16 protein-coding genes, 2 tRNA genes and 1 pseudogene are annotated in these 15454 nt (G+C 48.5%); 17 read left to right on the forward strand and 2 right to left on the reverse strand.

All coding sequences use genetic code 11. The features are described 5' to 3' along the window. The first annotated feature begins 16 nt into the window (after positions 1–16). From Q0X64_RS05395 to Q0X64_RS05455, 14 genes and pseudogenes are all read left to right on the forward strand, one after another. Positions 17–1813, forward strand: a complete 1797-nt coding sequence (locus tag Q0X64_RS05395) for a tetratricopeptide repeat protein (protein ID WP_297809580.1) — start codon at positions 17–19, stop codon at positions 1811–1813. Then, positions 1810–2406 carry a lipoprotein insertase outer membrane protein LolB gene (gene lolB / locus Q0X64_RS05400; protein ID WP_297809582.1) on the forward strand — a complete coding sequence of 199 codons (597 nt, stop codon included), beginning with the start codon at positions 1810–1812 and terminating at the stop codon, positions 2404–2406. The genes Q0X64_RS05395 and lolB overlap by 4 nt, the downstream gene beginning before the upstream one ends. Continuing rightward, positions 2403–3260: a 4-(cytidine 5'-diphospho)-2-C-methyl-D-erythritol kinase gene (gene ispE / locus Q0X64_RS05405; RefSeq protein ID WP_297809584.1), complete on the forward strand. Its 858-nt coding sequence runs from the start codon at positions 2403–2405 to the stop codon at positions 3258–3260. The genes lolB and ispE overlap by 4 nt, the downstream gene beginning before the upstream one ends. Positions 3261–3282: 22 nt before the next feature. Then, a tRNA-Gln gene (locus Q0X64_RS05410) sits at positions 3283–3357 on the forward strand. Positions 3358–3447: 90 nt separating this feature from the next. After that, positions 3448–4383, forward strand: coding sequence for a ribose-phosphate diphosphokinase (locus Q0X64_RS05415; protein WP_297809885.1), 936 nt, complete (start codon positions 3448–3450; stop codon positions 4381–4383). Between the two features lie 105 nt (positions 4384–4488). Next, positions 4489–5190, forward strand: a complete 702-nt coding sequence (locus tag Q0X64_RS05420; protein WP_297809586.1) for a 50S ribosomal protein L25/general stress protein Ctc — start codon at positions 4489–4491, stop codon at positions 5188–5190. A gap of 23 nt (positions 5191–5213) precedes the next feature. Continuing rightward, the gene (pth, locus tag Q0X64_RS05425; RefSeq protein ID WP_297809588.1) at positions 5214–5786 is read left to right on the forward strand and encodes an aminoacyl-tRNA hydrolase; all 573 of its coding nucleotides are present in this window, start codon (positions 5214–5216) and stop codon (positions 5784–5786) included. An 8-nt stretch (positions 5787–5794) separates the two neighbouring features. Then, on the forward strand, positions 5795–6886 hold the full coding sequence (ychF, locus tag Q0X64_RS05430; RefSeq protein WP_297809590.1) for a redox-regulated ATPase YchF: 1092 nt from the start codon (positions 5795–5797) through the stop codon (positions 6884–6886). Between the two features lie 53 nt (positions 6887–6939). After that, complete coding sequence (locus tag Q0X64_RS05435) at positions 6940–7986, forward strand: phospholipase A (protein ID WP_297809592.1); 1047 nt, start codon at positions 6940–6942, stop codon at positions 7984–7986. Positions 7987–8046: 60 nt separating this feature from the next. Continuing rightward, a tRNA-Met gene (locus Q0X64_RS05440) sits at positions 8047–8123 on the forward strand. A 212-nt stretch (positions 8124–8335) separates the two neighbouring features. Continuing rightward, a pseudogene (locus tag Q0X64_RS13345) lies at positions 8336–8455 on the forward strand (Arm DNA-binding domain-containing protein); the annotation flags it as partial. A 237-nt stretch (positions 8456–8692) separates the two neighbouring features. Further along, positions 8693–9637, forward strand: a complete 945-nt coding sequence (locus Q0X64_RS05445; protein ID WP_297809593.1) for a thymidylate synthase — start codon at positions 8693–8695, stop codon at positions 9635–9637. Between the two features lie 25 nt (positions 9638–9662). Continuing rightward, positions 9663–10553, forward strand: coding sequence for a hypothetical protein (locus Q0X64_RS05450; RefSeq protein WP_297809595.1), 891 nt, complete (start codon positions 9663–9665; stop codon positions 10551–10553). Continuing rightward, a complete protein-coding gene (locus Q0X64_RS05455) occupies positions 10462–11379 on the forward strand; it encodes a hypothetical protein (protein WP_297809597.1) in 918 nt (305 codons plus the stop codon). The genes Q0X64_RS05450 and Q0X64_RS05455 overlap by 92 nt, the downstream gene beginning before the upstream one ends. Positions 11380–11382: 3 nt before the next feature. Here the strand turns inward: Q0X64_RS05455 and Q0X64_RS05460 are convergent, their stop codons facing one another. Then, positions 11383–12480 (reverse strand): ImmA/IrrE family metallo-endopeptidase, encoded by a 1098-nt coding sequence (locus Q0X64_RS05460; RefSeq protein ID WP_297809599.1) that lies wholly within the window; start codon positions 12478–12480, stop codon positions 11383–11385. After that, a complete protein-coding gene (locus tag Q0X64_RS05465; RefSeq protein WP_297809600.1) occupies positions 12470–12802 on the reverse strand; it encodes a hypothetical protein in 333 nt (110 codons plus the stop codon). The genes Q0X64_RS05460 and Q0X64_RS05465 overlap by 11 nt, the downstream gene beginning before the upstream one ends. A gap of 242 nt (positions 12803–13044) precedes the next feature. Here Q0X64_RS05465 and Q0X64_RS05470 point away from each other — a divergent pair, with 242 nt between their 5' ends. The 3 genes from Q0X64_RS05470 (at position 13045) to Q0X64_RS05480 (ending at position 15419) form a co-directional block, all read left to right on the forward strand. Beyond that, complete coding sequence (locus Q0X64_RS05470; protein ID WP_297809888.1) at positions 13045–13629, forward strand: uracil-DNA glycosylase family protein; 585 nt, start codon at positions 13045–13047, stop codon at positions 13627–13629. Between the two features lie 186 nt (positions 13630–13815). Next, complete coding sequence (locus Q0X64_RS05475; protein WP_297809602.1) at positions 13816–14154, forward strand: P-II family nitrogen regulator; 339 nt, start codon at positions 13816–13818, stop codon at positions 14152–14154. An 11-nt stretch (positions 14155–14165) separates the two neighbouring features. Continuing rightward, positions 14166–15419, forward strand: a complete 1254-nt coding sequence (locus tag Q0X64_RS05480) for an ammonium transporter (RefSeq protein WP_297809604.1) — start codon at positions 14166–14168, stop codon at positions 15417–15419. Positions 15420–15454: the final 35 nt, after the last annotated feature.

Here is a 15454-nt window from a genome sequence, read left to right on the forward strand (position 1 = left end):
TGCAGGTCGTTTTAATATGGATCCAATGCAATCATTCATGGGTGACGTCAATCGGCGTTTCAAACATCTCGGGTTGCTGTTTCTGCCCTTGTTTCTGTTGGCCTGTGCTGCCAGCCCGGCCAAACAAACCAAGCTGGCCGATGCTTCGACTTCTGAAGACAGCCCTGCAGTCAGCAGTGAAACTAAAACCAACACTGAGACAGCGAAAGAGCCGGAGAGTTACCTGCCACTGACGCCGGAACTCATGTATTACGTGCTGGCTGCCGAAGTCGCCGGACAGCGTGGACAGGTGGGTGCCGCAGTAGACCTTTACCACCGCGCCTCAGAAGTGGTTGATTCACCCAATCTGGCGAGTCGTAGCGCTCAGGTTGCTACGCTGTCACGGGATCAAAAGCGTATCAATCGCGCGCTGGAACGCTGGGTTGAAGTCGATCCCGATGATGCTGACGTCTACATCATGCAGGCACCGTTTCTGATGATGAAGGACGATTACGATGCAGCCGTGGCAGCGGTTGATAAAGCGCTGAGCCTGGAACCGGAAAAGAAAGAAGCCTATCTCAAGCGTTTTTCCGAAAACATGGCAGAAGTGGCCGAGCCGGATCAGGCTCTACAAAGCCTCAGCAAACTAAGCTCTTATCAGCAGGGTGACCCGGACGCCAGGTTTGCCTATGCCCGCATGGCTTTTTTCTTCAAGCGTTACGATGAAACTTTGCAGGAACTGGCACCGCTGATCGATGCTGAACCGGGCAATGAAGAATATCTGGTGCTCAAGGCCGATACGCTGCAGCGTCTGGGACGCTCGGATGAAGCCTTGGAATTAATTGCTGATGCAGCCAGCCGGGAAGAAGCCAGCCAGGATCTTCGCTTTACCCATGGCAAGTTGCTGGGTGAAAACGGTCGCACTGACGAAGCGCGTGAGATCTTCGAGTCTATTCAGGCCGATGCCCCGGAAAACCGTGATGCTCTGTTCGCACTGGGATTGCTGGCATTGGAAGAACAGGATGGTGCGCTTGCCAAATCCTATTTCAGTGAATTGCTGAAAGTCGGCGACCCCAGTTATCAGGCGCCTTATTTTATGGGCGTTGCCGAAGAAATACTTGGCAACACGGATGCGGCGATGGTGTGGTTTGCCTCCGTCCCCCTGCGCAGTAACCGATTTGAGCTGGCTCAGGAACATTACATCAACCTGCTGGTTGAACGCGGCGAGCTTACAAAAGCACGCCAGCACCTGAGCGAACTGCGCAAAGAGTTACCTGAACAGGCCCTGCAATACACCTTATATGAAGCGAGTTTGCTGCAGGAAGAAGGCAAAAAGCAGGCGGCCTTTGACTTGCTGACCAAGGCGATCAAGCAGTATCCGCAAAGTGAACAGGTACGCTATAGCCGGGCGATGGTTGCTGAGTCAATTGACAGGCTGGATGTGCTGGAAAAAGATCTGCGCTGGATCCTGGAGCGTGATCCAAATAACGCCCAAGCGCTGAATGCTTTGGGCTATACGCTGACTGACCGCACTGATCGCCATCAGGAAGCGCTGGATATGATCAACCGGGCGCTGGAACTGCAACCGGGTGACCCGTTTTATCTCGATAGTCTGGGTTGGGTTTATTACCGGCTTGGTGACCTGGAAAAAGCCGAACGCTATCTGCGCCAGGCGCTGGAGGTGCAGCCCGATGCCGAGTTTATTGCTCACCTGGGGGAAGTGCTGTGGGAGCGCGGCAAGCAGCAGGAAGCCAAACAAATCTGGCAGCAGGGCCTGGAGCACGATGCTGACAACAGTCTGCTGCTCGATACTATGCGCAGGTATGGTCAATGAGATTATTGCTGTGTCTGTCAGTCATCATCATGATGACTGGCTGTAGCTCTATTCGTCAGACTCAGCCCAGTCAGAGCCCCTATGAACTGTGGCAGCAGCGTCAGCTTCAGCAGGCTGAATTGCAGGCCTGGGCGTTTAAAGGACGCACCGCCATTGTTCAGGGTCAGGAAGGCTGGAATGCCGGTATCAACTGGCAGGAGCAAGGGCAGCATTACCAGATTCGCCTGTCAGGGCCTTTTTCACAGGGCGGCGTGTCACTTGATGGTGATCAGCAGCAGGTCACTTTGACTCTCAACGATGGAGAGACACTGACTGCACCGACCCCGGAACAGCTGCTGGCCGAGGCGATGGGCTGGCTGCTGCCGGTCAGCGCACTCCGTGACTGGGTCAGAGGTGTGCCGTATTCCGGCGCTCCGGTGGACAGCCGGGAACTGGACCAAGAGGGAAGGCTGACCAAACTGGAGCAGGCTGGCTGGCAGATAGAGTTTCTGCGCTATATGCCGTTTGAAAGCTATTCCATGCCAGCCAAGGTGTTTATGAAACACGCCCGGCTCAATGTCAAACTCATTGTCTCAGACTGGAGTCGGCCTTGATCAGTTGGCCGGCCCCGGCCAAGTTAAATCTGTTTTTGCATATTACCGGCCGCCGCGCCGACGATTACCACGATTTGCAAACGGCGTTTCAGTTTCTCGACTATGGCGATGAGCTGCAGTTTGAAGTCAATGATAGCGGCGATATCCGCTTGAGCGCATCGCTGGCCGGTGTCGCCGATGAAGATAACTTAATCATTCGTGCCGCCCGTTTGCTGCAAAGTCACACCGGTTGTCAGCAGGGGGCTGTGATTCAGCTTGAGAAACGTTTGCCGATGGGCGGCGGTCTGGGTGGTGGCAGCTCCAATGCAGCCACGGTCTTGGTCGCTTTGAACTATCTGTGGCAAACGGCGGTCAGTAATGAGGATTTAGCGCAACTTGGTCTGCAATTAGGCGCAGATGTGCCGATTTTTATTGCCGGCTATGCTGCCTGGGCAGAAGGCGTGGGGGAAAGGCTGGCGCCGATAAACCCCACAGAATCATGGTTTGCCGTGATTAAGCCGGATTGTGAAGTGTCCACCGCAGAAATATTTTCATCGACGGAATTGACACGCGACTGCGAACCCATCACAATATCGCGCTTCCTTTCAGGGGAAGGCAGAAACGTCTGCGAAGCGGTAGTAAAACAACGCTACCCGGCAGTTGCAAATGCGCTGAATTGGTTGGCACAATACGCGCCACCAAGGATGACCGGAACTGGTGCTTGTATATTCGCTGGTTTTGAAACGCAGCAGCAAGCGCAGCACGTAGTGGAAAACCTGCCTTCCAACTGGCAGGGGTTTGTGGCCAAAGGCTGTAACCGGTCGCCACTCACGGCATTAGCTTCGTCTCTTAATGAGTCGGATGCGACTGCATGATGATAGAATGAGTTTTTACAGTTGGGGTATCGCCAAGCGGTAAGGCACTGGGTTTTGATCCCAGCATTCCCAGGTTCGAATCCTGGTACCCCAGCCACTCTTTTTTCTTTTTAGACAGAAACTCGGCGCCACTACCGTGACACAAAACCGACTTCTCCAGTTACAGCAACGCACAGCCGACAGTCGCATGATGGTTTTTACCGGCAATGCGAACCGTAAGCTGGCGCAGAATATTGCTAACTTCCTCAGCATCTCCATTGGTAAAGCCACCGTCGAAAAATTCAGCGACGGCGAAATCATGGTCGAAATTCTCGATAACGTCCGCGGCAAGGACGTCTTTATCGTGCAGCCGACCTGCATGCCGACCAATGATAATCTGATGGAGTTGATGGTGATGACCGACGCGATTCGTCGCGCCTCGGCCAAGCGCATCACCCTGGTCGTGCCTTACTTTGGTTATTCACGTCAGGACCGCCGTCCCCGTTCGGCGCGAGTGGCGATTACCGCGAAAGTGGTGGCCAACATGTTGACCGGTGTCGGTGCTGACCGTGTGTTGACGGTCGACCTGCATGCCGATCAGATCCAGGGCTTTTTTGATTGCCCTGTTGATAACGTCTACGCTTCACCGGTTCTGCTGGGTGATATCTGGAAACATAAATACCAGGATTTGGTGGTGGTTTCGCCTGATGTAGGCGGCGTAGTTCGCGCCCGGGCTTTGGCCAAGCATCTGGATGTGGAACTGGCGATCATCGATAAACGCCGTCCACGGGCCAATGAAGCCAAGGTGATGAATATCATCGGTGACGTTAATAACCGCGTCTGCGTGTTGATTGACGATATGGTGGATACCGCCGGCACTTTGTGTGCTGCAGCCGCCGCCCTCAAAGAACACGGTGCGAAGAAGGTCGTGGCCTATTCCACCCACCCGGTTTTATCCGGTCCGGCCATCGACAATATTTCCAAGTCGGTGTTGGATGAAGTGGTCGTGACAGACACGATTCCACTGCAGCCCAATGCGGCTGATTGTGACAAAATTCGCGTGCTCAGTATCGCTGAAATGCTGGCTGAAGCGATGTACAGAATTAGTAACGAGGAGTCAGTCAGCTCCTTGTATATGGATTAGCCGGCTCGCCGGTTATTGAGTGCCGAACCTGGTCGCGGGGGAGGCGAGTACCGCCGTTGGGCGGTTTTTTGATGAACAATAGTTCATATTTTTTTGGAGAAAATCATGGAAAACTTGTTTGAAGTACATGCCGAAGCACGTACTGATGAGGGGAAAGGTGCGAGCCGCCGCCTTCGTCATGCGGGCAAATTCCCGGCAGTTGTTTATGGTGCGGAAAAAGATCCGGTTTCAGTTTCCCTGGATCACAACCAGTTCCTGCGTCACCTGGACGAAGAAGCGTTCTACGCTCACATCCTGACTCTGGTTGTGGATGGTAAAAAAGACCAGGTGGTTCTGAAAGACTTGCAACGTCATCCTGCCAACGACAACAAAATCCTGCACGCTGACTTCCTGCGTGTTCACGCTGGCCATGAAATGACCATGACTGTGCCGGTTCACTTTATTGGTGAAGATGTCGCGCCGGGCGTTAAAGAAGGTGGCCAGGTCACGCACATGATGAACGAGGTGGAAATCGCCTGTCTGCCAAAAGACCTGCCTGAATACATCGAAGCAGACATTTCCAATCTGGAAATGGATGACAGTATTCACCTGTCTGAACTGACGCTGCCGAAAGGCGTGAGCCTGACTGCGCTGACTCACCACCAGGAAGAAGAACTGGAAGAAGGCGAACGTTCTGCCTACGACCAGGCTGTCGCCAGCATCCATATGCCACGTGTACAGGAAGTCGAAGAAGACGAGGAAGACACAGAAGCGACTGACGCGTCTGCCGAAGAAGAAAACGGCGACGACGAAGCGACTGAAGAGTAACTTCTGCTGTCTGGGGGAGCTGAATGGCTAGCTGGATTATCGCCGGACTGGGCAACCCCGGCTCCCAATATGACGGAACCCGGCATAATGTCGGGTTCTGGCTATTGGACCAGCTCGCCCGTGATCTCGGCACCACTTTAACGGTGCAGAAAAAATATCACGGCGAGTTGGCTCAATGCACTCTGGGTGAGCACAAACTCTATCTGCTCAAACCCCTGACCTTCATGAATCGCAGCGGACAGTCTGTCGCACCGCTGGCGAATTTTTTCAAAATCCCCCCGCAAAATATCTTAGTTATCCACGATGAGCTGGATCTGGAACCCGGTGTGGTCAGGTTAAAGCGCAATGGTGGTCATGGCGGCCATAACGGTCTGCGGGATATTATTGCCCAGGGCGGGAGTAAAGAATTTCTGCGTTGTCGCCTCGGTATTGGTCACCCCGGCCATAGCAAGCTGGTGTCGGATTACGTACTCAGCAAACCGTCGCCGACCGATCGTCAGCAGATCGAAACGGCTATCGACAACATGTTAAACATTCTGCCGGATGTCCTGTCGGGCAAGCTCGACAAGGCCATGAACTGGCTCCATTCTCAATAGGATCAGATATGGGATTCAAGTGCGGTATCGTTGGTTTGCCCAACGTCGGTAAATCCACCCTGTTCAATGCCTTGACCGAGGCCGGCATCGATGCCCAGAACTATCCGTTCTGCACCATTGAGCCCAATGTCGGCATTGTACCTGTGCCGGATCCGCGTCTGGATAAGCTGGCCGATCTGGTCAGCCCGGAAAAAATCCTGCCGACCACCATGGAGTTTGTTGATATTGCCGGCCTGGTGGAAGGCGCGTCCAAGGGCGAAGGCCTGGGTAACAAGTTCCTCGCCAACATCCGCGAGACCGATGCCATTGCCCATGTTGTGCGTTGTTTCGAAGATGACAATGTGGTCCATGTCGCCGGTAAAATCTCGCCGCTGGATGATATCGAGGTGATTAACATCGAACTGGCTTTGGCCGATCTGGAGAGCGTGGAAAAAGCCATCACCAAAGCTACCCGTGATGCCAAGAGCGGTGATAAGACCGCCAAGGCCAGACTGGATTTACTGATCAAAATGCGCGAACACCTGGACGGTGGTGAGCCGGTGCGTGCGATGGGGCTGGATAAAGATCAGCAGGCCTTGATCAAGGATCTGCAACTGCTGACTTCCAAACCTACGATGTACATCGCCAATGTTTCTGAAGACGGCTTTGATAGCAATCCGGCGCTGGATGCTGTGAAAAAGCTGGCCGAGCAGGAAAACGCGATTGTGGTGCCCGTCTGCGCTGCGATTGAAGCTGAGATTGCTGATCTGGACGATGAAGAAAAAGTCGACTTTCTGGAAGAAATGGGGCTGGAAGAGCCCGGGCTCAATCGTGTTATCCGCGGTGGCTACAGCCTGCTGGGTCTTCATACCTACTTTACTGCCGGCCCCAAGGAAGTCCGTGCCTGGACTGTCAAACTGGGTGCCACGGCACCGGAAGGCGCTGGTGTGATCCACACTGATTTTCAGAAAGGTTTTATCCGTGCCGAGGTGGTCAGTTACAACGATTACGTCGAATACAACGGTGAACAGGGCGCCAAAGATGCCGGTAAATGGCGTCTGGAAGGCAAGGACTACATTATTGCCGATGGCGATGTGATGCACTTCCGTTTCAATGTGTAAGCGGTCTGTTATAACGTTAGGTTAAACTTCATCGTCCTTGACTGGGATCGCTTATGACAAAATTCATGCTGGCCTCTCTGCTGTTACTACCCGTTTGGTCGTTGGCAGCCCAGGCAAATGCTGACCGTGAACAGTGCTTTCTGACTCAGCTTTCAACTGCCGATAACACCATGACGGTGGGCGAAATCCGCCAGTTATGTGAGTCGGGTGAGACCCGTGAAGATATCGAAGCGGCGGCGACATCGGCACAAGAGCCGGTCGATATCGAGGTCACCGATAACGGCGTGGAAACAGAGGACGACTCAGCCATCACCCGACGCCTGTTTCTGGAGAAGAAAGAAGCTCGCAACCCCTTTGTATTGCTGCCGCACAAGCCCAACTACATCCTGCTCAGTAATAATATGAGTTCACCCAACGAAGACCCGTTTAGGGCTGCTGATCCGGATGACGATATTAATTTCCAGCCCTGGGAAACCAAATTCCAGATCAGTTTCAAACTGCCGGTAGCGCGCGGGCTGTTTAATAACCGTGCCGATCTGTTTGTGGCATACACTAACCGGTCTTTCTGGCAGCAGTTCAACAAGGAAGGCTCGGCGCCGTTCCGTGATTCTAATCATGAGCCGGAAGCCTGGCTGTCATTCCGCAATGATTATGAACTGTTTGGTGTCAAAAACTCGATTATCCGTACCGGTATTTCACACCAGTCCAACGGTCAGTCGGGTGAGTTGTCTCGTAGCTGGAACCGGGTCTATGCCGACTTTATTTTTGAATACGATGATCTTTACCTGTCGTTCAAACCCTGGCTCAGGATCAATGAAGACCGTGAAGATGACGATAACCCCGATATCGATGAATACATGGGCAATTTTGAGCTGGGCGCGCTCTACAAACTGGATAAGCATACCTTCGAGCTGATGTTGCGAAATAACCTCGATTTCGGCGAAAACTATGGTGCCGTGCAGCTGGGCTGGAGCTTCCCGCTGGGAGATCGCGTTCGCGGCTATGTACAGTGGTTTAACGGCTATGGCGAGAGCCTGATCGACTATGATGCACACAGCAATAGTCTGGGCATCGGAATCCAGCTTAGCGACTGGCTATAAAATTCGTTTGCAGCCTTGATATTTGCTGGTTGTTATCGTATTATGGCGCGCTTCTCATACGGCTATGTAGCTCAGTTGGTTAGAGCACATCACTCATAATGATGGGGTCGGTGGTTCGAATCCACCCATAGCCACCATATATAAATCACCAGACGTTCGTCATGATTCTCAAACCCCGCCAAATGCGGGGTTTCGTGTTTCTGGTGTGTCAGTTTTTATCAGATAGTTTCTCGACGTATCACTATTTTTTGTGGTGAATATCAAATCGATGATGGCAACTATGGCTCTTACAGTTCTCCAAATACGCAATGCATCACCTCAAGAAAAATAATACAAACTACCTGCTGGGCTAGGCCTTTACCTGGTTGTTAGTCCCAAAGGTGGTAAGCGGTGGCGTGTACGTTACAACTTCAATGGGAAACAAAAAGAGCATTCTGTAGGTACATACCCTAGAGCATCCCTCCCTTAAAGATGCAAAAAAACGGCGAGATAACATACGTAGCCAAGTCTAAGAGGGTTTTGTAGTGGTTCACTGATCGCGGACACCATTTTAGGAGGTAATATGACCTCCCAAGAGGTGTTCAATGACAAAGCAAAGAAGAAGTTTACTTCACGAAATAATCGAGTTGATTAAGCGTCTCCATAATAAATTTTTCTAATTGATATACTTAAAAAGATATTACACAGGGCATAAAGGACTATATGTGTGGAAATACAAGAAAGTACATTAGATGACTTACTCAATGAGGTATACAGAAAACTTCTCCAAGAGGGAGTAGAGGTAGAGGCTAGCAAGGGCAAAAATATTGAGCTTAACAGTGTATTATTGGTGTTGAGCAATCCCTTAGCCAGGTTGAGCCGGACTGAGACCAGAAGCCTGTTGTTTAGCTGTTTGGGTGAGTTGCTCTGGTACCTTTCTGGATCGAATGAAGTCTCATTTATTGAGCACTATTTGCCGAGTTATGGTGAATTGGCTTCTGATGATGGAGTCACTGTTCATGGAGCTTATGGCCCACGTCTAACTAATGCAAAAGGCTGCATAAATCAGATATACAACATCATAGAGCTACTGAGAACTAAACCCAGTTCAAGAAGAGCAGTGATTCAATTATTCGATGCATCAGATCTCGCTAGTTATCATAAAGACATTCCATGCACATGCACCTTACAATTTTTAATAAGAAATAAGAAATTAAATCTAATTACCTATATGCGCTCTAATGACGCTTATATAGGCCTTCCTCATGATATTTTCTCATTTACAATGCTCCAAGAGATTGTTGCAAGGGCTCTCAACGTTGATTTGGGTGTCTATAGACACTTTGTTGGGAGTTTGCACCTTTATGACGAGAAAATTAATAAAGCACAGCAACTCCTTGAAGAGGGCTACCAATCGACATTAATCCAAATGCCCGAAATGCCCATGCAAGATGTCTGGGACTCAATCTACTGGTTAATAAAAATCGAAGAACAATGCCGTAATGGCAATGACATACGCCATGAAGTCAGAGAGAGCCATCCCTACTGGAGTGACCTCGCCAGACTCCTATTGGTCTACGCAAATAAAAAGTCAAAACCTTATATTGAGGCCATAACGAAAGATATTGAGCATGATGTCTATCAAGTTTATGTCAGGAAATTTCAGAAGTAGAGTCGAGTCATCAAAAGACAATTAAATGAAAACATCTATATTAGGCTTAATTAATAAACTTAATTCTGAGAAAGTGTCTGGGCTTGGAATCATAGAGTGGGCGACACCGGTTCCCGTTTTTGGTGACATATCAAACTCTAATATCGCTACCTTGGGCCTAAACCCAAGTAATAGGGAGTTTGTGGAGGTAGATGGCACAGAACTTATAGGAAAGAAAAGAAGATTTCACACATTAAGATCTTTAGGTATTGATAGTTGGTGGCAAATCCAAGCTCATCATACTCGAATGATTGAGGACAGCTATAAGCTATATTTTGAGCAGAATCCCTATGATGGTTGGTTTAAAGCTCTAGATAACTTAATGATAGGTTTAGAGGCATCTTACTATGGTGGGATGATTAACTCTGCTTGCCATTTAGATCTAATACCATTTGCAACATATAAAAAATGGACAAGCCTCAGTAACAATCAAAGACAGAGGCTATTATCACTATCAGAGTCTCACTTATTTGATTGTTTAAAAAATACGTCAATTAGTCTTCTTATACTCAATGGAATGAGTGTAATCCAAGCAATGCAAAAAATGACAGGTATGGCTATTAGCAGCAAAGAAATGCCTAGTTGGAAGCTTCCAAGAGCTAATCAAAACCATATAAAAGGATATGCTTTCGAAGGAGAGTTGACTGAGATTGCTGGAATGAAGTTAGGGCGAGTGGTTCGAGTAATTGGCTTTAACCACAACATTCAAAGCAGTTTTGGTGTTACAAATAATGTAAAAAATGCGATCAGAGACTGGATCGCTGAGTATAGACATGAGGTCGCTAGTGAAATACAAACAAAAACAACAATTAAAGCAATCACTGCATCAGGAGTTAAACAAAGTAAAAACTTCGCTCCCTATGCCCGGAGTGGCTGACCAGGTTGCTCAAGAAGTTTTTGTACAACAGATACTGGACAGTATTCGAAGAGTAGATTTCGTCTACACTCAACGACAGAGGAATATTTCTGCAGTATGTGCCGCCCCTACATCTGACGCTTTTGACCCTATTAAAGCAGCAATTTATTATTTTGCTAATAACCAAATAGAGGAAGCTTTCTGGTTGGTGTTTTTATCCACTTTCACCGGTAAGCATAAATCGAAAAAGTGGATAATGCTGTCAGAGATGTATTCAATGTTAGGAACAGGTCAGTTGCTAACATGGGATTACATAAATAATAATTTTCAGCAATTCTCGAGCTGGTACGAGAAAAACCATCCGAATATCACTCGAGCTTTTGGTAACCACCGTAAATTTGAGACATTGAAAGCACATGCAGATGGTAGTCCAATCAATGTCTTTAGCTCATATATTCATTGGGTTGGTGGAAACCACCAGGAAATGATTTCTGATGCGATAGTTAAAATTGGACCTGACCCTAAAGATTTATTTGATTATTTGTTCAATGCTATGTCAGCAGTAAAGCAGTTTGGGAGGACTAGTAGATTCGACTACCTCACAATGCTTGGAAAAGTAGGTTTGGCACATATCGAACCGCCAAATATTTACCTGCAAGGTTCAACAGGGCCTCTAGGGGGGGCAAAATTGCTATTCGGCACGGGCTTTACTAAGCAAGAATATGAGGGAAAAATAACAGAGCTCGGAGATGCGCTCACCCTTGGCCCGATGTCGATGCAAGTACTTGAAGATTCATTATGTAATTGGCAGAAAAGCCCCCGTGTCTACAAGCTTTTTATCGGGTAATACCTAGGACAAAGAAGCTATTTCATCTCTGTTGTAACGAACTTTCATTTTATTGAAATATCGCTTATCCAGAAATTCGTAATGCTGCATCTGACCCACAACGATTCCAGGAGAGATACCTAATTTCTTGGCGAATCTTGGTATTTTCTTCCAATCTTTTGAGTTTAAATCAAAGAACTCGTCTTTGTATTGTTGAGGGATTAAGGTGTTTTCTGAAAACTTATTAGCTTCTTCCTCTTCAGCTTCAGTGATGAAGCCATCACCTTCAATGAAAAGTCGATCTTGGCCATGCAAAAGCAAATGGCCCACTTCATGGAACAAAGTGAACCAAAACTGATCATCAGACAAGTATCTGAAGCTTAGAAGCATTATAGGGTGATCATCTTCATTAAAAAAAGTAGCCCCACTAGCTCTGCATTTAGTTGGTGTAGGTAAAATAACCAAAGCAACACCGCATTCAGAAAATATATTCTGAAGTTTTGGAATGAAGCTAGATGGTTCGCTATCACGGGAAAGAGATTTAATCTTTTCAAGAGAATCCTGAAGCTTTTCTTTACTCCAAGGTTTTAATTCTCTTTCTTGACTTCTGATCTCGCCCTGCCGAAGCCATGTAACTATAGACTCTGGAGAAGAGTCGAAAGAAGTTGAGGTTCTGAATGCTGTTCTCGATAACTTATAGTTATATTTTGTGTACCATCTATCAATAGAGGTTGCTCCAAAATAAGCTAAGCAAGAAGCAATTTTGTTTTGAAAATTTGTTGACTTCTCAATCCAGCCAAACTTAACCATATCCCTTACTGGTAAGGATTCGAGCCATCGTTTTTTTTCTATTTCAGATTCACGTAAACGTTCTAAATCACAACGATAAGTTTGTTCTCGATTGATCCAGAAATCTTGTGAAGCTCCGAGGTTCGAAGAGAGCTTTAGTGCAAGCTCATTATTAATTTCATGTTCGCCCTTAAGAAGCTTTCTAGTGTCAGATTGCTTTATCCCAAGCATCTTTGAGAAACTCTTCAAGCTGATATTTCTTAAATCAAGAATTTGAGAAATTGTGTCGCCTGGAGCAGAGGTCCAGTCAGGTGTAAAAGTTTTAAGTTCCATCTTCAATCCTCAAGAGTTTAACTCTAGTGACTTTTGACCAATCAATTTCATCATTATTTGTGAGCGGATTAGAGGGATGATTGGCAACAAAAACTAATTTTGAGGTTTCACCAATACTTATTTTGAAAACGTGAACACCGAATTCGTGCTCATAAATTATTCGTGGACTACCTAATAGTATATCACTCCAACTAGTTGCTGCCGCAATGTCATCCAAGCGAGTACGAAAGAGGAGTGCAATTTCCCCTCCGAACTTTTCTATCCCTAGCTGTTGAATTTCGCATATTGAACGCAATTCTTTAGACTCAAAGGCTAATTCCAATCAACGATCCTTGCTGTAATTCGAAATATTTGTGTCAAATCTATCATCTGATTTGTGACTACACCAGCATGGCATTAAGCCAAGGCAGAGGGTGATAAATGGTGGTAACAATGGTGGTAAGTTTTAACTGTGTTAAATGTAAGTCTATTTAATACAGTTACGTAGTGCTTTGAGTTGAATCCACCCATAGCCACCACTTCTTTATTCCTCCCCCTTTATCCGCGCATTGCTAAAATGCTGTGATGCAAACAGCCCAGCAACTGATTTCCGATATACGCGACTGTACCCTGTGCCGGGACACATTGCCCCTGGGGCCTCGACCAGTCATACAGTTCAGCCCTGAAGCCCGTATTCTAATCGCCGGCCAGGCGCCCGGACGTAAGGTGCATCAGACTGGAGTGGCGTTTGATGATGCTAGTGGGGACCAGCTCAGAAACTGGTTGGGCATCAATCGCGAGCAATTCTATGATGCCACTAAGGTAGCTATTCTGCCGATGGGCTTTTGCTATCCGGGCAGCGGTAATAACGGTGACCTGCCGCCACGCCCCGAGTGCGCTGAGACTTGGCGTGAGCAGCTCCTGGCACATCTGAATAAGCTCGATCTGATCCTGATCATCGGTCAGTATGCTCTGAAGTATCACTTGCCCCAGTACAAAGGCAGTGTGACCAATGCCGTGAAAGACTGGCATACTTCCTGGCCCCGTGTTTTGCCCATGCCACATCCCAGTCCCCGCAATCGGCGCTGGCTCAAACAGCATCCCTGGTTTGAGCAACAGGTGCTGCCCGTACTCAGACAGCGTGTTTCATTCATTTTGCATCACGATTAAGCATGGCGCTGTTCCAATCTGGCGCACGAAACCCTCATCTGCACCTATTCAGTTCATTAATCCTGCCCAATCTACGCCATAAAACCTAATAAGTTATTGATTAAAAGATAAAAAAAGAAATGGCATAAGTCTTTCATGGTTTCCTTGGGGTAAATTAAATTTCTTATTTAGCAACAGGAGCCAATAATGAAAATAGTGACTGCCATTATTCGCCCTCATGCCTTGGAAGTTGTGCGTTCGGCATTGCAGGAAGCCGGCGTTCAGGGGATGACGGTGACTGAAGTCAGGGGGTTTGGCCGGCAAAAAGGCCACCCGGCGCTTTATCGTGGTGCGGAATACAAGGTGGCATTCCAACCCAGAATTCAACTTGAGCTTGCGGTGGACGACGCGCGACTGGATGAAGTGACTGAGATTATTGCGACGCAGGCACGAACCGGTGAAGTCGGGGACGGCAAAATCTTTATTACCAGTCTGGACTCGGTGACCCGAATCCGTACCGGTGAAACCGGTATTGAAGCAATTTAAAGGAGTGGAAGATGGATACGATGGTGATTGAAGTCGGCTACGCACTGGATACTTTTTACTTCCTGATGTGTACCGCCTTAGTGATGTGGATGGCCGCTGGCTTTGCGATGCTGGAGTCCGGTCTGGTCCGTAGTAAAAATACGGTTGAGATCCTCAACAAAAATGCCCTGCTTTACGGCGTGGCCTGTATTGTCTACCTGCTGGTGGGCTACAACGTGATGTACCCCGGTGACCCGGTGAGTTCGGTGATTCCTGGCATTGATTTTCTGCTGGGAGGGGATAATAGCGTTGAGGCGGTCACTGCCGGTGGTGAGGGGGCGCCTTATTATTCGAGCATGGCTGACTTTATCTTCCAGGCTGTGTTTGCGGCAGCAACCATGTCGATTGTTTCCGGTGCAGTGGCGGAAAGAATGCGTCTGTGGCCATTCCTGATTTTTGCTGTCTTTATGGTCGGTTTTATTTATCCAGTAGAAGGTTACTGGAAATGGGGCGGTGGTTTCCTTGACCAGTTGGGCTTCCAGGACTTTGCCGGTTCCGTTGTTGTGCACATGGCGGGCGCCGCTGCGGCATTGGCTGCCGTGTTGATTATCGGCCCGCGCAAGGGTAAATACGGTAAAAACGGTGAAGTTCATGCGATTCCAGGCGCTAACCTGCCGATGGCGACACTGGGTATGTTTATCCTCTGGATGGGCTGGTTTGGTTTTAACGGCGGCTCTGAGCTCAAGATCGCCAACGTGGATGAAGCCAATGCGGTGGCGAAGATTTTCGTGAATACCAACGCGGCTGCCGCTGCAGGTATGGTTGCCGCAGCGTTGTTTTCTCGCTTTTGGTTTGGAAAAACCGACTTGACCATGACTATTAACGGGGCGCTGGCCGGCCTGGTGGCCATTACTGCTGAACCACTGATGCCAAGTGCTGGTGTCGCTTCACTGATTGGTCTTGGTGGTGGCCTGGTCGTGGTCTTGTCCGTGGTTGGTCTGGACAAGCTTAAAATCGACGATCCCGTGGGCGCGATTTCGGTACATGGTACCGCTGGTATCTGGGGTATATTTGCTGTGATGTTTACTAATCCGGCAGCGACCTTCACCGGTCAGCTGATCGGTACTGCAGTAACCTTTGCCTGGATGTTCGGTGTGTCGTTTATTGTGCTGACGGTGATTAACAAGATCATTAAACTGCGCGTCAGCGAGGAAGAAGAACAGGAAGGTATGGATGTCAACGAATGCGGCATGACAGCCTATCCAGAGTTCACCCCTGATAAGTAAATTCAGGTTCCGATCGCAGGGAAACGCCGGCTTTT

It is taken from the genome of uncultured Methylophaga sp., from assembly GCF_947259025.1.
In the GTDB taxonomy this organism is placed as follows: domain Bacteria; phylum Pseudomonadota; class Gammaproteobacteria; order Nitrosococcales; family Methylophagaceae; genus Methylophaga.